The 19,378-nt window shown below is 56.3% G+C and carries 21 protein-coding genes; 15 read left to right on the forward strand and 6 right to left on the reverse strand.

The annotated features are described in order from the left end of the window. Positions 1–163: 163 nt before the first annotated feature. The 3 genes from iraP to AC6I8V_RS04560 all read left to right on the forward strand — a co-directional run bounded on the left by iraP (position 164) and on the right by AC6I8V_RS04560 (position 2,558). Complete coding sequence (iraP, locus tag AC6I8V_RS04550; RefSeq protein WP_497844734.1) at positions 164–418, forward strand: anti-adapter protein IraP; 255 nt, start codon at positions 164–166, stop codon at positions 416–418. A gap of 106 nt (positions 419–524) precedes the next feature. Further along, positions 525–827 (forward strand): PsiF family protein, encoded by a 303-nt coding sequence (locus AC6I8V_RS04555; RefSeq protein ID WP_497844735.1) that lies wholly within the window; start codon positions 525–527, stop codon positions 825–827. Positions 828–1,031: 204 nt separating this feature from the next. Next, the gene (locus AC6I8V_RS04560; RefSeq protein WP_497844736.1) at positions 1,032–2,558 is read left to right on the forward strand and encodes an FAD-dependent oxidoreductase; all 1,527 of its coding nucleotides are present in this window, start codon (positions 1,032–1,034) and stop codon (positions 2,556–2,558) included. A gap of 45 nt (positions 2,559–2,603) precedes the next feature. Here AC6I8V_RS04560 and AC6I8V_RS04565 read toward each other — a convergent pair whose 3' ends face one another. Both AC6I8V_RS04565 and proC read right to left on the reverse strand, forming a co-directional pair. Continuing rightward, positions 2,604–3,362, reverse strand: a complete 759-nt coding sequence (locus AC6I8V_RS04565) for a hypothetical protein (RefSeq protein ID WP_497844738.1) — start codon at positions 3,360–3,362, stop codon at positions 2,604–2,606. A 192-nt stretch (positions 3,363–3,554) separates the two neighbouring features. Further along, positions 3,555–4,367 carry a pyrroline-5-carboxylate reductase gene (proC, locus tag AC6I8V_RS04570; protein WP_497844739.1) on the reverse strand — a complete coding sequence of 271 codons (813 nt, stop codon included), beginning with the start codon at positions 4,365–4,367 and terminating at the stop codon, positions 3,555–3,557. Between the two features lie 153 nt (positions 4,368–4,520). On the opposite strand from proC, the gene AC6I8V_RS04575 reads away from it, so the two are divergent. Beyond that, entirely contained in the window at positions 4,521–4,964 is a 444-nt protein-coding gene (locus AC6I8V_RS04575) for a YaiI/YqxD family protein (protein WP_497844740.1), read from the forward strand. Position 4,965: 1 nt separating this feature from the next. On the opposite strand, the gene AC6I8V_RS04580 is transcribed toward AC6I8V_RS04575, so the two are convergent. Beyond that, positions 4,966–5,667 (reverse strand): DUF2076 domain-containing protein, encoded by a 702-nt coding sequence (locus AC6I8V_RS04580; RefSeq protein ID WP_497844741.1) that lies wholly within the window; start codon positions 5,665–5,667, stop codon positions 4,966–4,968. Positions 5,668–5,951: 284 nt separating this feature from the next. On the opposite strand from AC6I8V_RS04580, the gene aroL reads away from it, so the two are divergent. From aroL to AC6I8V_RS04620, 8 genes are all read left to right on the forward strand, one after another. Further along, a complete protein-coding gene (gene aroL, locus AC6I8V_RS04585) occupies positions 5,952–6,476 on the forward strand; it encodes a shikimate kinase AroL (protein ID WP_497844742.1) in 525 nt (174 codons plus the stop codon). A 114-nt stretch (positions 6,477–6,590) separates the two neighbouring features. Next, on the forward strand, positions 6,591–6,782 hold the full coding sequence (locus AC6I8V_RS04590) for a YaiA family protein (RefSeq protein WP_497844743.1): 192 nt from the start codon (positions 6,591–6,593) through the stop codon (positions 6,780–6,782). Positions 6,783–7,064: 282 nt separating this feature from the next. Further along, positions 7,065–7,817 (forward strand): IclR family transcriptional regulator, encoded by a 753-nt coding sequence (locus AC6I8V_RS04595; protein WP_497844744.1) that lies wholly within the window; start codon positions 7,065–7,067, stop codon positions 7,815–7,817. 169 nt (positions 7,818–7,986) lie between these two features. Further along, positions 7,987–9,546 (forward strand): OPT/YSL family transporter, encoded by a 1,560-nt coding sequence (locus tag AC6I8V_RS04600; protein WP_497844745.1) that lies wholly within the window; start codon positions 7,987–7,989, stop codon positions 9,544–9,546. Positions 9,547–9,560: 14 nt separating this feature from the next. Beyond that, positions 9,561–10,493 (forward strand): DUF1177 domain-containing protein, encoded by a 933-nt coding sequence (locus AC6I8V_RS04605; protein ID WP_497844746.1) that lies wholly within the window; start codon positions 9,561–9,563, stop codon positions 10,491–10,493. 2 nt (positions 10,494–10,495) lie between these two features. After that, a complete protein-coding gene (locus tag AC6I8V_RS04610) occupies positions 10,496–11,173 on the forward strand; it encodes an AroM family protein (RefSeq protein ID WP_497844747.1) in 678 nt (225 codons plus the stop codon). Between the two features lie 105 nt (positions 11,174–11,278). Then, on the forward strand, positions 11,279–11,563 hold the full coding sequence (ppnP, locus tag AC6I8V_RS04615; protein ID WP_034830521.1) for a pyrimidine/purine nucleoside phosphorylase: 285 nt from the start codon (positions 11,279–11,281) through the stop codon (positions 11,561–11,563). Between the two features lie 225 nt (positions 11,564–11,788). Beyond that, entirely contained in the window at positions 11,789–13,021 is a 1,233-nt protein-coding gene (locus tag AC6I8V_RS04620; protein ID WP_497844748.1) for a hypothetical protein, read from the forward strand. A gap of 54 nt (positions 13,022–13,075) precedes the next feature. Here the strand turns inward: AC6I8V_RS04620 and rdgC are convergent, their stop codons facing one another. After that, complete coding sequence (rdgC, locus tag AC6I8V_RS04625) at positions 13,076–13,987, reverse strand: recombination-associated protein RdgC (protein ID WP_497844749.1); 912 nt, start codon at positions 13,985–13,987, stop codon at positions 13,076–13,078. A gap of 145 nt (positions 13,988–14,132) precedes the next feature. Between rdgC and mak the strand changes: the two genes are divergently transcribed. Then, positions 14,133–15,038 carry a fructokinase gene (gene mak, locus AC6I8V_RS04630; RefSeq protein ID WP_497844750.1) on the forward strand — a complete coding sequence of 302 codons (906 nt, stop codon included), beginning with the start codon at positions 14,133–14,135 and terminating at the stop codon, positions 15,036–15,038. Between the two features lie 79 nt (positions 15,039–15,117). Here mak and eat read toward each other — a convergent pair whose 3' ends face one another. Next, complete coding sequence (gene eat, locus AC6I8V_RS04635) at positions 15,118–16,482, reverse strand: ethanolamine permease (RefSeq protein WP_497844751.1); 1,365 nt, start codon at positions 16,480–16,482, stop codon at positions 15,118–15,120. A gap of 263 nt (positions 16,483–16,745) precedes the next feature. Between eat and AC6I8V_RS04640 the strand changes: the two genes are divergently transcribed. Both AC6I8V_RS04640 and qhpR read left to right on the forward strand, forming a co-directional pair. Then, positions 16,746–17,750: a phosphotransferase enzyme family protein gene (locus tag AC6I8V_RS04640; RefSeq protein WP_497844752.1), complete on the forward strand. Its 1,005-nt coding sequence runs from the start codon at positions 16,746–16,748 to the stop codon at positions 17,748–17,750. A 161-nt stretch (positions 17,751–17,911) separates the two neighbouring features. Then, positions 17,912–18,967 (forward strand): AraC-like transcriptional regulator QhpR, encoded by a 1,056-nt coding sequence (qhpR, locus tag AC6I8V_RS04645; RefSeq protein ID WP_497844753.1) that lies wholly within the window; start codon positions 17,912–17,914, stop codon positions 18,965–18,967. On the opposite strand, the gene AC6I8V_RS04650 is transcribed toward qhpR, so the two are convergent. Continuing rightward, positions 18,927–19,331: a cell envelope integrity TolA C-terminal domain-containing protein gene (locus AC6I8V_RS04650; protein WP_497844754.1), complete on the reverse strand. Its 405-nt coding sequence runs from the start codon at positions 19,329–19,331 to the stop codon at positions 18,927–18,929. The two genes, qhpR and AC6I8V_RS04650, sit on opposite strands and share 41 nt — an antisense overlap. Between the last annotated feature and the right edge of the window lie 47 nt (positions 19,332–19,378).

The following is a 19,378-nucleotide window of genomic DNA, read 5'->3' on the forward strand; positions in this document are numbered from 1 at the left end:
ATTTTTCAGAGAAACGTTTCGCCGTTTAATAATAAAATTCTGCGCTGAGTTTTACCGCCTTCCTCTTTTTTCATCGTGTTATCAGGATCCCGCAAAAATCCCTGTTGTTTTATTCTGCTCAATGCTAACGTCAGCATTTCCCTCAACTAATTGAGTTGGTCGCATGAAAAATCTGATTGCGGAACTCCTGCTTAGGCTGGCTGAAAAAGAAGAAGAGTCTAAAGAGTTAGTGGTCCAGGTTGAGGCACTGGAAATTGTGCTGACGGCAATGTTGCGTAAACTTGAACCGGAACAGTTAAATGCCATAGCGACAGGTATTGAAAGCGCAATGGCGCCAGTTGTGCAGCAGGAGGTATCGCCCGATGTTACCTTGCTGCGTAATTATGTTGAGAGGCTGCTTAACCACCCCCGCGTCTGATTTCACCCGCGCCTGTGATCGCCACAGGCGTTTTTCATTATATTTTTTTCTGCTTTGCTTATCTCATGCCAGACTTATCAGGCGATAACTCTATGGAGAAGGTGCAATGAAATCGTATCTTTTGGCAATGATGGCAGCAGGTCTGCTGCTGGCTGGTAGCGCGGGTGCGGCAGAGAAAACCGCGCAGCAGGAAAAAATGACCATGTGTAATCAACATGCGTCGTCGCAAAATCTGAAAGGCGATGCACGTAAAAGCTTTATGAGCAGCTGTCTGAAAAAAGACAGCAAGATGGGCAGTATGACCCCACAGCAAATGAAGATGAAAACCTGTAACACCGAAGCCGGTGATAAAAAACTGAGCGGTGATGCACGTAAAACCTTTATGAGCTCGTGCCTGAAAAAGAGTTAATTTCTCCGCAGCGGCCTGCGGGCCGCTTATTAATCCCCCAGCATATTCGTTTTATTACATTTTAATTCCCTGCAAAAATAACGGGTAAACAGCACGTTATCCGTCGCACTATTTTATTCTGCCTGCCAACTGGCTGAGTTTTGCCACACTTACTCTTTGTATGGATTTAGCTGAATAAGTCTGAAACCCGCAAGGAGGTCATCTGTGAGCTATCAAACTGTCGTCGAACTTAAGGCGCTGAAAGAGCGCAAACCGAGCAAATTTACCGTCGGGGATACCGATGTGTTGCTGATCCGCGAAGGCGATCGCGTCCATGCGTTGCAGGCCAAGTGCCCGCACGCCGGGGCGCCGCTGGAACAGGGCGCGGTGTGCGGCAACAAGCTGGTATGTCCGTGGCACAAAGCGGTGTTTGAGTTGCAGGACGGGAAAATGTGCGAGCCGCTGGCGCTGGCGGATTTAAAGAACTATCCGGTACGTATTGAACAGGGCAAGGTGCTGGTCAATCCCCAGGCGATGTCGTCAGCCAGCACACCCGCCGCCGCCGCTGACACGCCGGTGTGCGTGGTGCTGGGTGCCGGTGCGGCAGGCAGCGCGGCCATCTGGACGCTGCGTCAGGAGGGATTTAAAGGCAAGCTGGTGCTGGTCGAGCGTGAGGCCGATGCCCCTTATGATCGCACCGCGCTGAGTAAATTTGTGCCGTCCGGCAAAATGGCGCTGGAAGATGTGCCGCGCCTGCTGAAACCTGAGGTGCTGAAATCGGTTGTGCGCGTTAGCGGGCAGGTGGAAGCACTGGATGTCGCGCAGCAGCAGCTTAAGCTGGCGAACGGCGAGACGCTGGCTTTTGACCAGTTGCTGATTGCCAGCGGTGCATTCCCGCAGCCGCTTGATATTCCCGGTCACGATCTCGGCGGTGTGCATCTGCTTCGTACGCGGACGCAGACCGGGGAGCTACTCAATGCCGTCGATGACAGCCAGCAGCTGGTGATTATCGGCAACAGCTTTATCGGCATGGAGATGGCTGGTGCGCTGCGCAATCGCGATATTGATGTCACGGTGGTGGCGCGCCATGCGCTGCCGTTTGCGGCGCAGTTTGGTGAGGAGATTGGCCGCCATTTTTACGAGTTGCACCGCAGCAATGGGGTGAAATTCGTTGAGGGTGAACCGGCAGCGCTGGAGGGCGAAGGTCAGGTCAGCGGAGTGCGGCTGAAAAGCGGCAAAACCCTTGCGGCGCAGCAGGTGTTGTTTGCCACTGGCGTGCAGCCCAATAGCGGATTCGTGCACGATCTGCCGCAGCTGAAGGATGGCAGCCTGAAAACCGATAGCCAGCTACGCGTGGCGAAGAATATCTGGGCGGCGGGCGATATCGCCAGTTACCCCACCCAGCAGGGGCCGCAGCGCATTGAGCATTTTCGCGTCGCGGAACAGCAGGGGCGCATTGCCGCGCTGAATATGCTGGGTAAAGGGGTGTTATACGACCGCGTCCCGTTCTTCTGGACGGCGCACTACGGCACGCGCTATGAGTATCTTGGTCATGCCGACGAGTGGGATGACATGCGTCTGCTGGGATCGCTACAGGACAAACGCTTTATCGCTTTTTACGTTCAGCAGGGCAGGCTGGCGGCGGTATGTTCAGCTGGGATGTATACCCTGACGGCGGCTTTGGTGGAGCATATGCAGCATCCGATGACGCTGGGGCAGGGGATCGCGTTATTTGAGGCGTATCAGGGATAGGTTATCAACACGCCTGCGTGGCGAACCCGCCACGCAGGGTAGCGGTTAAATCAGGGGGCGGAGCTTTTCTGCGTCCTCGGCTAGCATCTCGTTAAATTTTGCGATTCCGACAGGCGTCAGTCTGACTCTTTCATGTCCACACTCGGCAGTCACCAGCCCGGCATAGATCAATCGATCAACAAACAGGTCAAAACTCTTTATTGCCATCCGCTTCCCGTCGACCTTGGGAATATTGTCATGACTAAAACCAAACACACCGGCATTATAGTGTCCGATAATTTTCAACAGCTTCAGATGCTCATCGGATTCTGTCACCAGACGATTGATATCTTTTTCGGTTAAATCCGGCCCTGGGTTTTTTTCTGCCGGCATAACAAATTTTCTTGGGGGTTTATAATCTTCGTCGTCTTTGAAATTAATGCTCTTTTTGGGCTTAACGCATTTGATAGCCCCGGTTTTTCTCAGCGGCCTGGTTTTATCAGGACAGGGTATCTGCGCGCGACTGCTGGACGCCAATGCCAGAGGAGGTGACATCTGATCATGCATTCTTTTGGGCTGCACCAGCATGGGACTTATCGGCGCATAATTCGTCAGCGAGCTGGGTGCATTTCTGGTGAGTGAGGGGATGAGTGTTGACGTTGCAGAACGCTGGCGGGTGGGTTGCGAAGACAGACTCAGCGGCGTCGTTGGCGTGCGTTGCAGGGATTGGATATTTCGCGCAACGGTCGTGGGTTGGGGGGATTGGCTTGAAGTGAAAGAGATACGGGCAGTAACCTGTTTACGGATCGCATTTCCTGAAATCATGGGCTTTTCCTTCCGACTGGTCGCATTTTCCGGCTGCCGGTGAAGGCAGCCATCATAATCATCGTATCCTGACGATGCCCCCCGATATTACACCTTCACTTCAGCCGTTGTCAGCTGGCTGAAAATTCATCGGCAGGGTCCAGTTCTGAGTCTCTGCGACGCGAGCATCGCGTATCAAAGCCTATGAAAAAACTAAAGTTTACTCAGCGCTTCCGACTTTTTCATGCACTGCTGCATCGCCTCGATCACGGCCGCACGGAACCCTTTCTCTTCCAGCACTTTCACCGCCTCGATGGTGGTGCCGCCCGGTGAACAGACCATATCTTTCAGTTCGCCAGGGTGTTTGCCGGTTTCCAGCACCATCTGCGCCGATCCCTTCACCGCCTGCGCCGCAAACTGATACGCCTGCGCACGCGGCATCCCGCCGAGCACAGCCGCATCGGCCATCGCTTCAATAAACATAAACACATACGCCGGGGCGGAACCGCTGACGCCAACCACCGCGTGAATCAGATATTCGCTCACCACGGCGGCTTTACCGAAGCTCTCAAAAATCGCCACCACTTCGTCGATTTCAGGCTGCTCAACCAGCACGTTGGGCGTTACTGACGTCATGCCTTCATTGACCAGCGACGGCGTATTCGGCATCACGCGGATGATTTTACGATCGTGGCCCAGCACCGTCGCCAGTGAATCCAGCGTCACGCCAGCGGCAATCGACACCACCAGCGCCTCTTTCTTCAGCTGGCCTGACAGATCTTTCAACACCTTGAGAATCACATTGGGTTTCACCGCGCCGAACAGGATGTCGACTTCCCGCGCCAGGCTTTCTGCGCTGTCGGCGGCGGTCACGCCGTACTGTTGCGGCAGCGCCTGATTGGTGGCGGGTTTGCGGTCAAAAACCCAGATGTTGGCTGGCGCGATTTGCCCGCTGTTCACCAGTCCGCTGATGATCGCTTTCGCCATATTACCGGCGCCAATAAACCCAATTTTCTTCTCCAGCATCGCGTTATCCTTTAGATGGTTCGATTTTCTGTAGCGGTTAGCTTACGTCAGCCAGCCTGAATAACAAGGTATCGCGGGATACGAACAAATTAAATTTGCCATTCCGGTCAGGAACGGCAAGATCACCGTTAACTACCGCGGAAAGGATAAAACATGTCGATTTGGGTTGATGCCGATGCCTGTCCCACTGTCATCAAAGAAGTGCTCTACCGTGCTGCTGAGCGCACGCAAACCCTGGTGACCTTTGTCGCGAACCAGCCGTTGCGCGTGCCGCCCTCACCCTGGCTGAAAACCGTACAGGTTGCGGCGGGATTTGATGTGGCCGATAACGAGATCGTCAAACGTGTGCAGCCGGGGGAACTGGTGATTACCGGGGATATCCCGCTGGCGGCGGAAGTGCTGGAGAAAGGTGCTGCGGCGCTGAATCCACGCGGTGAACGTTATTCACCGGATACCATTCGTCAGCGGTTAACCATGCGCGATTTTATGGAAACCATGCGCGCCAGCGGAATTCAAAGCGGCGGCCCGTCGGCTCTCAGCCCACGAGACCGCCAGCAATTTGCTAACGAACTGGATAAGTGGCTACGCCAGCGTTAACTCAGACAAAGCTGTCGTCGTCGTCGAAGTCGTTACCGCCACCGAAGTCGCTGAAATCATTGTTGTCGGCAAAGTTGTTATCCCAGCCGCCAGCATTGTCATTCAGGAAGGCGTTATCGCCGTTGTTAAAGGTGTTCAGGCTGTCATCAACCTGCGGCAGTGGCGGCTCATTGATGATGTTCACGATCTCTTCCGGCTGTGAATGGTGGAACATGCTGGTCAGCATATCCGCCATCACCACCCCACCGGCCACACCGACGGCGGTCTGCAATGCGCCGCCAAGGAAGCCAGTGCCGCGTGCCGGAGGCGGCGCGCTGGCGTACTGCGGCTGCTGCGGTGCCTGAGGCTGTTGCGGCGGCGCGCTGTTCCATACCGGCTGCTGCTGTGGCTGCTGCGCCGGGCGCGAACCGCCGCCAAACAGACTGGAGAGGAAACCGCCGCTGCTCTGCTGCGGAGCCTGCTGCTGTTGCTGCTGGGCCTGCGCCAGACGATTTTCCAGCTCACCGATTTGCGCATTGAGCTTTTTCATCGCCGCTTCCTGAATCAGGATCGCCTGCGACATGTAATAAGGCGCAGCGGGCTGCGACTGCAAATACTGTTTGATTAACTGATCAGCGCCGGCATCACGCGGGCCGCTCTGGCTCTCGGCCTGTTTCAGACGGCTGAACAGGCTTTCAATTAACTGTTGTTCTTCGCTCTGCATGGTAAACCTCCGTTTGCGAGTTACCCCACTATATGCGGGCGAGATGACAGAAAGTAAATCAACGCCCTGGTAAGCAAATGTTGCTCAGGCTTACACTTTTGATGATGCACAAAACTCGCATGATTTTTTGCTTATAAATTAATGCGATAGAGATTTGTATGGGCAAAATGCGCGTAAATCGTGCTTCGCCGGTGGCTGATGAAAAGAAATCCAGGTATCATGCGACGCAATATTGACCTGATGACGTTGCCCGTGCGGCATAAAACGGCGGAGGATGAGCCAGGATGTCATTACCCATCTATCTGATCGGCGCACGCGGTTGCGGTAAAACCACCATTGGCCAGGCGCTGTCGCAGGCGCTGGGTTACGCCTTTCGCGATACCGATCATCACCTGCAACTTACCACCCAGCGTAGCGTCGCAGAAATCGTCGCGGCCGAAGGCTGGGACAGCTTTCGTGCGCGTGAAAGTGAATCACTGCAAGCGGTCACCGCAGCCTGCACCATTATCGCCACCGGTGGCGGCATGGTGCTGGCGGAACCGAATTGTCGCTTTATGCGCGATCACGGCCAGGTGATCTGGCTGAATGCGCCATCGACGGTACTGGCCGATCGTCTGGAACGGCAGCCGGAAGCGGCACAGCGTCCAACCTTAACTGGTCGTCCGATTGCCGAAGAGATGGATGATATCCTGCGTCAGCGTGCGCACCTTTATCGTCAGGCCGCCCACCATGAAGTGAATGCGATGCAGTCGCCGGAACTGGTGGTTGAAGAGATTTTGCAGTCGCTTTCGCTCGCCCGCGCCAGCTAACTCCCTCAGAATTCTCCCTCTTTTTATTGCAGCGATCCTCGTTTGTCTATACTTAGGCACGGGCAGGGGATTACTGCTGCCTGTGTGGAAACCTGATACATAAGAGGGATACGTATGCCAAGCAGACCACCTTATCCGCGACAAGCCCGCATTGTTGCCGTCGAAAAAGGCACGCCGGGTAACAGCGTCACCTGGTACGAATTACGCGCCGATCATCCACGTCCGGATTCGCTGATTAGCGAACATAAAACTGAAGCTGAAGCGCAGGATGCCAAACAACGCTATGAAGACGTGGAAAAAGAGTAATATCGGCTGGCAGGGACGCCAGTTATTACTTCCCGTGGTTAACCGTTTTTTTCTCATGCCGTAAATTCGCTGCAAAGACGCGACAAACTTATCAGCTTTTCTGCGCTTCATTCATCCTGCCCGATAAAATAATTGGCTTTTAACTTTACGCCTCATTTTATTCTGCCTTAATTCCCGGTGAATTTTACCCGGTACAAAATTTGCGCTTGACCATAAAAACCTGACGTTTTAATTTCGGGGTATTGATTCAGGAACTTAGTTCCACATAATGAAACTACCCTCATGACCACACTCGAAAATGCCGCCGCCGTGCTTAAGTTGTTCCAGCGCTTTGGCGTGACACAGGGGCATCCCGGCCTCACCTTTACCGAGGTGGTTGAGGCGCTGGATCTGCCAAAAAGCACCGTCTCCCGCCTGCTGGCGACCATGGAGAGCCAGGGGCTGCTGGAGCGCGATCCCGACAGCCGCTGCTTCCATATTGGGCGCGTGCTGCTGTCGGTAGCCGGTCACTATCTCTCCACGCCGCTGGTGGACAGCGCCTCGGCCGCGATGGCGCGGCTGGCCGCCAGCACTGGTTGCATGGGCTACATCTCCATGCTGGACGGGCACGATATTCTGGTGATGCGCATGTATCACGGTCGCCTGTTTACCCAGCTGATTACGCCGCCGGGCACCCGTATGCCCGCCGCGGGGACGTCAACCGGGCGCGCATTGCTGGCCCTGAGCAGCGATGAGGCGGTGCGCGACCGCTTTGCCGATGAATGGTCTGCCGCATCGCTCAATTCACCGCTCAACCTCGACGCGCTGTGCGCCGAGCTGGCGACCATTCGCCAGCAGGGCTGGGCACTGGCGCGCAACGAGGCGCTGCCAGGTATCAGCTCAATGGCCGTCGCCGTCACCAATAAGCACCGTGGTGAAAGCGTTGCGCTCTGCCTCTCTTTTCTTTCGCAGGAAGCCGCCCCTGGATATCCAGAGGCGCTGCTCAATGAATTACGCGCAACCGCGGCCGTGATGGCCGAAAAATATGGCGCATAACCTGTTTTGATTTAACGGCGTAATACTTCGCGCCACACCAGGGAAATAGCAGGTCTGCGGACCTGTCTATTTCAACAGTCAGGGAACGATTATTAAAACAACGTTGTCGTTCCGCGTGTCGGACGTTGCGTAATAACGTTTTTGCCAGGGTGAAAATACGGGGAATACTATGCGTCACCATAATTCAATAAAAAGTATCGGCGTCGGTTTAATGCTGGTGTTGCTGTCCGTTGCGGGCGCGATCATTGGCGTACAATTAATTACCACCATCGGGGTCACCCCCAATACCTCAATTATCGGCGCGCTGTTTGCCATGTTGCTGGCGCGTATTCCGTTGCAATGGTTTCGCCGCTACCGCTCGGTGGAAGTGCAGAATCTGGCGCAGACCGCCATCTCTTCCGCGACCTTTGGCGCCGCCAATAGCCTGCTGATGCCCATTGCGGTGCCCTGGGCGCTGGGCGAGCCGCAGCTGGTGCTGCCGCTGTTTGTCGGCGTCAGTGCGGCGATGCTGCTGGATGCGTATCTGCTGTATCGCCTGTTCGATACCCGCGTGTTTCCCGCCAGCAATGCATGGCCGCCGGGTGTGGCGGCAGCGGAGGCGATCAAAGCCGGAGAAAAAGGCGGACGCCAGGCGTGGCTGCTGGTGGTGGGCATTGTCGGCGGTATCGTCGGTTCGATGCTGAAGATCCCGATGTCGGCCTTTGGCACCGCGTTTATTGGAAATATCTGGGCGCTGACCATGCTCGGCGTCGGCTTTCTGCTGCGCGCTTATGCCCAGCCGGTGGCCGGGATTGATATCAACGCGCTGTATATTCCGCATGGCGTGATGGTCGGCGCCGGTCTGGTGGCGTTGATTCAGGTGGTACAGGTGATCCGCAGCCGCCGTAACGATGAGGTGAATGTCAGCCGCAGCGACAGCGAGGTCAAACGCTCACTCGGCTTCGGCACCGCAGGCTATATCGTGATTTCGGCGCTGCTGGCGCTGGCGGGCGGGCTGTGGAGCCAGATGGGCCTGCCGATGCTGGTGCTGTTTATCGTTTATGCCGCCTTTGCTGCCTTTGTTCACGAGATGATCGTCGGTATCGCCGCGATGCACTCCGGCTGGTTCCCGGCCTTCGCCGTGGCGCTGATTACCCTGATCCTCGGCATTTTGCTCGGCTTCCCGCCGCTGGCGTTGTGCCTGCTGTGCGGCTTTACCGCCGCCACCGGCCCGGCGTTTGCCGATATGGGTTACGACCTGAAAGCGGGCTTTATCCTGCGTGGCAACGGTGCGGATGTGCAGCAGGAGCTGTGGGGCCGCCGTATTCAGCTGATTGCCGCGATGATCGCCTTTGTGATTGCTATCCCGGTGGTGTGGTACGCCCATAACCTGTTTTTCGCTGAGAACCTGCTGCCGCCCGTGGCACGCGTATACGCCAAAACCATTCAGGCCGGGGCCGAGCCGGGTATTGCCGTCAACCTGCTGTTCTGGGCCATTCCGGGCGCCATCATCCAGCTGATTGGCGGACCGAAGCGTCAGCTCGGGGTGTTGCTGGCGACGGGCCTGTTGATTAACAACGCGGCTGCCGGTTGGGCGGTGCTGGTGGGGATTGCGTTGCGCATCCTGATCCTGCGCGTGTGGGGCGAACGTGGGCGCTCACCGATGGAGGTGATGGCCGCCGGATTTATCGCCGGCGACGCGCTTTACAGCTTCTTCCATTCACTTTTTGCCAGTAGCAGTAAGAAATAACCAGGGAATCCAACATGAGTTTACAGCAGACATTGCAGGTCTTTGAGCTACTCGATAGCGCCTTTGTTGATGGTCAGCAGGTGGTGGATTTGTTCGCCGCTTATCCGGGCGTCAGCGCCACGACGAAACGCGTCAGCGGCCCGAAAGGGCGTACCGACTTCATGCGCATCGCTATTCCCGGCGCGCAGGGTAAAAGCCAGGGCGGCAATGCGCCGACTCTCGGCATTATTGGCCGTCTTGGCGGCATTGGCGCGCGCCCGACGCGGATCGGCATGGTGTCCGACGCCGATGGCGCGGTGGCGGCGATCAGCAGCGCGCTAAAGCTGGCGCAGATGCAGACCAAAGGCGATGTACTGGCCGGTGATGTGATCGTCACCACCCACATCTGCCCGAATGCGCCTACCCGCCCGCATGAGCCGGTGGATTTTATGGATTCGCCCATCGACGACGTCACCATGAACGATAACGAAGTGGTCGCTGGCGTGGATGCGATCCTCTCCATCGATACCACCAAAGGCAACCGCATCCTCAACCACAAAGGGTATGCGCTGTCGCCGACGGTGAAAGAGGGCTACATCCTGCGCGTGTCGGAAGATCTGCTGCGCATCATGGAGATGACCAGCGGCCGCCCGGCGGTGACTTTTCCGATCACCACTCAGGACATCACGCCTTACGGCAACGGGGTTTATCACCTCAACAGCATTTTGCAGCCCTCAACCGCCACTGACGTGCCGGTGGTCGGCGTGGCGATTTGCGCCGAGTCGGTGGTGCCGGGATGTGGCACCGGGGCCAGCCATGAAGTGGATATCGCCAGTACGGTGAAATTTGCCGTGGAAGTGGCAAAAGAGTTTGGCCGCGAAACCTGCCAGTTCTTTGACGCGCAGGAATACGCTCTGCTGCTATCTTTGTATGGTAGTCTCAGCCACCTGCGTTCCCGGAAATCGTAAGTATGAAAGCATCCCTGGTTACCCTGACGATTGGTCAGTCACCGCGCAGCGACATTCTGCCGCTGTTGCAGGCCCATCTGCCGACAGAGCAGGTGGATCACGCCGGTTTACTCGACGGCCTCACCCTGGCGGATGTGGAGCAGCGCTACACACCGGCCGCCGGTGAAAAAGTGCTGGTATCGCGGATGCAGGCGGGGCAGCAGGTGCGCCTGTCGGCGCGTCAGGTGGAGCAGGGATTGCAGCAGAAGATTTACGCGCTGGAGGAGCAGGGATACGACACCATCCTGCTGCTGTGCACCGGAGAGTTTGGTGCGCTGCATACCCGCCATGCGCTGCTGCTGGAGCCGGACCGCATCATACCGCCGCTGGTCAAAGCGATTGTTGATGGTCACAAAGTGGGCATCGTGGTGCCGGTGGAAGAACAGATCGCCGAACAGGCCAGCAAATGGCGCAATCTGAGCACGCCTCCCTGTTTCGCCGTTGCCAGCCCCTATCTGGCGCAACAGGCGGATCTGGTGGAAGCCGGGCTGTCGTTGCAGGAGCAGGGCGCGGATGTGGTGGTGCTGGATTGCATCGGGTATCACCAGAAACACCGCGATTTTCTGCAAAAGATGCTGGGCATTCCGGTGCTGTTGTCTAACGTGCTGGTGGCCAAGCTGGCGGCGGAATTGATCGTCTGACGCAGACGCGATCACAACTTGTGATCGCCGTCGTCATTTTACGTGACAGATCAGCGAGTTCCCTTGTAATCTGCCAGTCACCTTAATGTGCTGTGAGGAAGTAACATGCTCAACGTGAGTGAGTATTTTGACGGAAAAGTGAAATCCATTGGTTTCGACAGCGTCACCATTGGTCGCGCCAGCGTAGGCGTGATGGCGGAAGGTGAATACACCTTCGGCACCGGCCAGCCGGAAGAGATGACGGTGGTTAGCGGCGCGCTGAAAGTGCTGCTGCCTGGTGAAACCGAGTGGAAATGGTATGAAGCGGGTAGCGTGTTCAACGTTCCGGGCCACAGCGAATTCCATTTGCAGGTTGCCGAGCCAACGTCTTATCTGTGCCGCTATCTGTAAGCATTCCCCCCAGGCCGCGCGTCCCGCTGCGGCCTTGTTAATAAACTATTTTTCCCCTTCTATTAATTCATAATTTTCAGCAACATGAACGCTATTTTTATTACTAAGCCTAGTAATTAGATAATAATATTTTTCTGTTGTAGATCATCACCGAGGTTGCAAATTCATTTTGTTTGCCTTAAAAATGGGTTGTCCACAGGATGAATAATTTATAAGGAGATAAATATGACCATCGGCATTCTCTATTCTCGCCCTACAAATTTGCCGGAACCAAATTTTCGCTCTTTTAGTGAGCGTGCTAAATATAACGTCAGCGAATCTATCAATTGCGTCACCTGCAAAAATAAGGCGCCTTCTTCAAATAAGGAAAAGACGTTTACCGTTAATAAAAACCAGGGGGTGTATTTTGTTCCTGCGCCCAATACGCATTGGTTTAACTCTGACTCTCGGACCGAGGTTCGCCCGAATGCCAGGCCAGCGCCGGTTAAGTTAACGGGTTCCGCGTACGCGCCCTGTATCAAAAATGACGAATTTACCAGGATAGAGAAATTAAACCGATTTGGTTCTTATTATTTCGCGCAGGCCGTGGAATATACCACACCCGCCGCCGGGTATAAGCGTGCGAAATTTACGCCACCGGCGGAAGACGATATGAGTCAGACTTCAATGATATTACGCAGCAAAATGCGGTCGGGCGGACATACGATTGCAAATAAAATTAATAATTTTGAAGGTATACAACCTCTGCCTCGCCAGTATCAGCGTGCGATCACGAAGGCAGTGGATGCGAAGCCCGATGATAAATTTGATGACGCAGACTCCGCAATTGGGAGCGCGCCATATTCACGCGCCAACAGCAGGGAATCCCTCGACAATCGTTCAGAAAATGCGTCTTCAGGTAAGCACTCAGGAGATGAGTCATCAGGCCACTATTCAGAAAAAGAGGCGTCTGATGAGTTCGCAATCAATGTCACCAAAGAGGCTTTGCTGCGTTCTCGCCAGCAGACATCGGTCAAGATGCTTTGGGTTAAAGACGCTCCAGTAATGCAAAGTTTAAATAGCCAGCCTGAGGAAAAGGAATATAACTTTGGCACCATGAGTTTTAGCGAATTAAAAAGTTATCCGTTAGTAAAAAAAGCGCTGGAAGATATGAAGATTAAATTCGCCAATAAAAAAGCGCTAGAGAAAAAACAAGAGGAGCAAAAAATACAACCTCCGGCGGTATATACCGTCAGTCGGGAGGATGAAGTGGCGTACTGGAAAAAAATTGATGCGCAAAGGGCCGCCCAAAAAGCTATGCCGAAAATAAGCGACGAAGAACGGAAGACGCAGGAAAATAACGTTATTGTCCCGGTGAAAAAAAACAAACGGGTGCAACTGCCGGAAGCCGTAGCTGGTTTTAGCGGTAAATACTACCGCAGCGTTCCGCTGCGTGAGATTAACCAACCTGAGTATTAGTACCTTCCACATCTTATCCTGCACCGGCCTTACGCGCCGGTGCAGGATATTTTTTTAGCGTTGGGCTTCGCCGCCTAAGGCTTCCACCAGATTGCTAATCAGCGCGGCCAGTTCGCTGGTCATCAGAATAAAATCGGCGTCGAAACGCTGAGCGAAATCGTCGCGGTCGATGTCGTCATTCTGCTCACGCAGGGTATCGCTGAATTTCAGACGCTTCACCGAGGCATCATCGGCGATAACAAACTGAATGCGTTCCTGCCAGTCGAGCGCCAGCTTGGTCACCACTTTGCCCGCCTCGATATGGGTGGCAATTTCGTCGGAGACCAGATCCTGTTTTTTACAGCGGATCACGCCACCTTCTTCCAGAATCGCTTTCAGCTCGGCTTCGTCCATCAGCGCAAATCCGGCCGGCAGTTCGCCTGAACGCACCCACTCGGTCAGCGTCAGCTCGATTGGGCTTTCCAGCGTCAGCGGCACCACCGGCAGCGAACCGAGGCTTTTACGCAGCAGCGCCAGGGTGTCTTCCGCTTTCTTCGCGCTGGCACAGTCGACGATGATCAGGTTGTTGACGGTGTCGATCCACATAAAGGTCTGGCTGAAACGACTGAAGGCGCGCGGCAGCAGGCTGTGCAGCACTTCATCTTTCAGCGAATCTTTTTCGGTCTTCTTCAGCTTGCGGCTTTGTTCCGCTTCCAGCTTATCGATTTTGGCTTCCAGCGCCTGCTTCACCACCGGCGAAGGCAGAATTTTCTGCTCGGTACGTGCGCAGATAATGATCTGACCATTAATCACATGCGTCAGCGCTTCGCTGCGGTTGCCCATCGGGGAAACCCAACCGGTTTTCGCCATATCCTGGCTACCGCAAGGCGAAAAAGTGAAGGCGTCGAGCTGTTTTTCCAGATCGTCTGCGGACAGCGGAATGTCACGATTCAGACGATAAACCATCATATTTTTAAACCACAACATCGGGATTCCTTACCGGGGGTGCGATCGGGCGCACAAGTCTATGAGTCAGCGCGCATGATAGCGAAACATCGGATGGGTTTCATTGCCTTTACCGAAACGCCCCTCTACTGTATCTCTCACCCGAACGAATAATGAGGAATAAAACGTGCGTATAGGTATCGATTTAGGCGGCACGAAAATTGAGGTGATCGCGCTGTCAGACCAGGGGCTGGAACTGTTTCGTCATCGTGTGAACACCCCGCGTGACGACTACGGTGCGACGGTACAGGCGATTGTTGACCTGGTGCTGCTGGCGGAAGAGAAAACCGGGCAGCAGGGCACGGTGGGGCTGGGCATTCCGGGCACCATTTCGCCTTATACCCAGCGGGTGAAAAACGCTAACTCCACCTGGCTGAACGGTCAGCCGCTGGACAAAGATCTGGCGCAGGCGCTGAATCGAGACGTGCGTATCGCCAACGACGCGAATTGTCTGGCGGTATCCGAAGCGGTGGACGGCGCGGGTGCCGGTCAGTCGCTGGTGTTTGCGGTGATTATCGGCACCGGATCGGGCGCCGGGGTGGCGATTAACGGCGCGTCACGCATTGGCGGCAACGGTAACGCCGGTGAATGGGGCCATAACCCGCTGCCGTGGATGGATGAGGACGAACTGCGTTATCGGGCGGAGGTTCCCTGTTATTGCGGGTTGCAGGGCTGCATCGAGACCTTCGTCTCCGGCACCGGTTTTGCCATTGATTATCAGCGGCTGAGCGGAAAATCCCTGAAAGGCGCGGAGATTATTACCCTGATTGAACAGCAGGACCCGGTCGCCGAACTGGCGATGAGCCGCTATGAAATGCGTCTGGCAAAATCGCTGGCGCAGGTGGTGAATCTGCTTGATCCGGATGTCATCGTATTGGGCGGCGGTATGAGCAATAACGATCGTCTGTATCAGACCGTACCGACGCTGATGAAGCAGTGGGTGTTTGGCCGCGAGTGTGAAACGCCGGTATTAAAAGCGGTGCATGGCGATTCCAGCGGGGTGCGCGGCGCGGCATGGCTTTGGCCATTGTAATTGCGAAGGTCGGGATTCATCCCGACCCTACGTGGCAGGGTCGGGATGAATCCCGACCTTCCAGCAACCGCAGTTTCTGTTATTCCCCCACCAGCATCGAATCCTGCGGCGCGTTGTCGCGCTGCGATTTAGTGGCCAGGAAATAGATGTAGCCCACCACCATAATCCCCACGAACAGGCCGCCAATCACCGGGTTAAACCACAGCATCGCCACCAGGCATACCAGCGACAGCACCAGTGCGATACCCGGTACGATCGGGTAGCCTGGCGCGCGGAAGCTGCGCTCCATCTCTGGCGCGATACGACGCAGTTTGAACAGGCTCAGCATACTCATCAGGTACATCACAATCGCGCCAAACACCGCCATGGTGATCATCGCAGCCGTCAGGGTCATTCCCTGCAAATTAATCAGGCCGTCGCTGTAGATCGCGGCGATCCCAATCACGCCACCGGCGATAATCGCGCGATGCGGGGTCTGGAAGCGCGACAGTTTCGCCAGGCCTTGCGGCAGATAACCGGCACGGGCGAGGGCAAAGAACTGCCGCGAATAGCCGAGAATAATGCCGTGGAAGCTGGCAACCAGGCCAAACAGGCCAATCCACACCAGCATATGCATCCAGTTGGAGTGCTCGCCGACAATCATCTTCATCGCCTGCGGCAGTGGGTCGTTGATGTCTGAAAGTTTACGCCAGTCGCCCGCGCCACCCGCCAGCAGCATCACGCCGATCGCCAGTACCACCAGCGTCAGAATGCCGGTGATGTAGGCTTTGGGAATGGTACGTTTCGGATCTTTGGCTTCTTCTGCCGCCATCGCCGCGCCTTCAATGGCGAGGAAAAACCAGATGGCGAAGGGGATCGCAGCAAAAATACCGGACAGGGCCGGCATCCCGAAATGCTCGCTGCCAGCCCAGCCGTTGGCGGCAAAATTGGCAATGCTAAAGCCCGGTGATACCACGCCCATAAACACCAGCAGCTCAATCACCGCCAGCACCGTTACCACCAGTTCAAACATTGCCGCCAGTTTCACGCCGAGAATATTCAGCGCCATAAACACCAGATAGGCTGCCACCGCCGCCGTTTTCGGGTTGAGCTGCGGATACTGCACGTTGAGATAGGCGCCAATCGCCATGGCAATTGCAGGCGGGGCGAACACAAACTCAATCAGCGTCGCCAGACCGGCGATCAGGCCGCCGGTTTCGCCAAAGGCGCGGCGGCTATAGGCAAACGGGCCACCGGCATGTGGGATCGCGGTGGTCAGTTCGGTAAAGCTGAAAATAAAACAGGTGTACATGGTGGCGATCAGCGCCGTGGTAATGAGAAATCCCAGCGTCCCTGCTACGCCCCAGCCGTAACTCCAGCCGAAATACTCCCCGGAAATGACCAGGCCAACCGCGATACCCCACAGATGCAGGGTTCCCAGGGTGGGTTTGAGCTTGCTCGTCATAATCTTATCCCCGTCGTTTTTGTTGAGTGCGGTAACTTCACCGCGCCGGTTTATCGTTTGCGCTACAGTGAAGGGGATAATGCCGCTGCCTCTCACGGGAAAACTTGACGCAGGCGCAGTGAGTTTTGTCCTCCACGGTCAACTCTGACGCAAGAAAAGTGCCAGATGTACGCTGCGGTCAACTTTGGGTCATCTGCGGTCAAGCAGTCAGGACGACGTCATCCCATGCTGATAACACTGTTGTCATCCCTGGAGCCTGATGAATGAGTGCCAAACAATCCGACACCCTGACAAATGCTGAAATCACCGTGCTGGCGCAACAGGCGCTGGCCTGCTACTCCGCTGCGTTGCAGGGCGAGCTGAAACTGCTGTGCCGCTCAGAAAACGCCACCTTCCTGTTGCTGGCGGGCGGAAAACGTTACGCGCTGCGTCTGCATCGCCCGGATTACCACAGCAAAGCCGATATCCTCAGTGAACTGCTGTGGCTCGACGCGCTGCGCGACATCGGCATCATGGTGCCGGAAGCGATTCCGGCCAGCGATGGCGAAACCGTGTTGTCGCTGCGCCTGCCGGATGGCGGCGTGCGTCATGCGGTGCTGTTCCACTGGATCGAAGGCGACATGCCGACGACCGATGTCGATCCCAAAGCCTTCCAGCAGCTTGGCCACATCACCGCGCGTCTGCATCAGCACAGCAAAAACTGGCAGAAGCCGCAGGGCTTCCAGCGCATCATCTGGGATCATCACACCATGGTGAGCGAGCAGAGCCACTGGGGCCGCTGGCAGGATGCGCCAAACCTCAATCCCGCCGATCACCGCGTGGTGGAAGAGGCGGTCGCGCGCGTCGGGCAGGAGCTGCGCGACTTCGGCAAAGGTGAAGATCGTTACGGTCTGATCCATGCCGATCTGCGTCTGACTAACCTGCTGCTGCATAAAGGCGAAACCCGCGTGATCGATTTTGACGACTGCGGTCTTGGCTGGTATCTGCACGATCTGGCGGCGGCGATCAGCTTTGTTGAGCACCATCCGCGTGCCGAAGAGTGGCTGGATAACTGGATCCGCGGCTACGAGCAGGTCGCGCATATCAGCGACGCCGAGATGGCGCTGGTACCGACGCTGCTGATCCAGCGACGTATCCAGCTCACCGCGTGGATGGGTTCCCATGCCGACACCGAAATGGCGCTCAGCCTCGGGCCGCGCTGGGCCGATCATTCGGTACGCCTGTGTCGTCGTTATCTGGAGAACAGCCAGCTGCCTGTCGGTGCCTGATGCACCACCAGTGGGCGTGGTTGCGCTGTTTCGGTGCCCGCCACGCCCGCCTTCCCGTTTAACCGCCGATTTCCGCGCGTTGCCCGCCTGGTACGAAAATTGCTGGATACGGTAATTCGATTCACTCCTGCGTATCCTGTGAGGTCAGCATGAATTCACTGATGAGACAGCCCGAGGCCTTTAGCGCCTTGTCAGCCCAGGCCAGCGCCAGCAACCGTGGCGTTTTGGCGGCGGCGGCGACCGGCCTGAGCGACTTTATCACCGTCAAAGGCGGCGATGTGGATCGCATCTTCGGCATTAGCGGCATCGACTCCGAACTGCTCGCCAGCCCAACGCTGAGCCTTGGCCTGGTGAACTATTGTCGCGTGATGGAAGAGGCGGCACGACATTCTGGTTTTGATAACTTCGGTTTGCACTACGGCAGGCAGTTCAAACCGCAGTCATTAGGGCTGATTGGCTATATCGGGCTGTGCTCGCCGACGCTGGAACAGGCGCTGCATAACGTGGTGAATGCCTTTCCGTGCCATCAGCACGACACCCTGACGCGGCTGATCGATAAAGGCGACTGCTGGCGGCTGGATTATCAGGTGCGCCACGGAGCGATCCTGTCCCGTCGCCAGGATGCGGAACTGACGCTCGGCATGTTCCTGAACCTGATTCGTCATGTGGCCGGGAAGAACTGGGCGCCGCGCGAAGTGCATTTCGAACATCCGCGCCCGGAGCAGTGGCATGAGCACTGCAAAGTGTTCGATGCGCCGGTGTGGTTCGATCAACCCTTCAACTCGCTGCTGATCCCGAAACGCGATCTGCTGCGCGCCATGCCCGATCATGATCCGATGTTGCTGATGGTGATGCAGGATGCGATCCGCCGCCTTAACAGCAGCGCCAGCCAGCAGAGCGTGGTGGAGCAGGCGCGTTCGCAGGTGAATCTGGCATTGATACAGGGCGAACCGGTGCTGGATGAGATTGCGGACAAAATGGGGCTGTCGAGCTGGTCGTTGCAGCGCCGTCTGCGCGAGGAGGGCATCAGCTTTACCACGCTGGTGGATAAAGTGCGTTGCGAAATGGCGACCCATTATCTGCAACAAAAGCAGCTGCCGATTTCAGAAATGGCGCTGCTGCTGGGTTACTCTGAGGTCAGCGCCTTTTCGCGTGCGTTTCGGCGCTGGTTCGGCATCAGCCCGCGCCAGTGGCGGCAAGATGGACTGGTAAATTAGCCTGCTGCGGCGCAAAGCCAAACCACACCGGCTGCCCGCGATCGGGCGGCGGTGGTAATCCCTTCGACTGACCAATCAACTGCCAGGCACGCAGACACAGCGGCTCATCGCCCTGAGTCTGGGTGACCGCATAGCGGCCACTTTTTTCCCACTCCAGCCGTACCAGGCAAAGCTGCCCGGCGTAATGGCTGGCATCGTGGAACTGCTGCGCCAGCGTCGCCTGCATTTCTGCCGTCCATTTGCAGGAGGCGCTGGTGGGCGATTTATCCGGCTGGCACAGGTTCGCCTGCGCACTCTGCTGCGGCGCGGAGTGCTGACAGGCGCTGAGCGCCAGCGTGAGGGTGAGCAGGCCAATTCGGGTCATTACATTCATTGCTGTGCCGTTTGATGATCTTTATGCATCCAGCAGAC

The sequence above is a fragment of the Pantoea sp. X-Soil-TKNS-1207 genome (assembly GCF_059730485.1).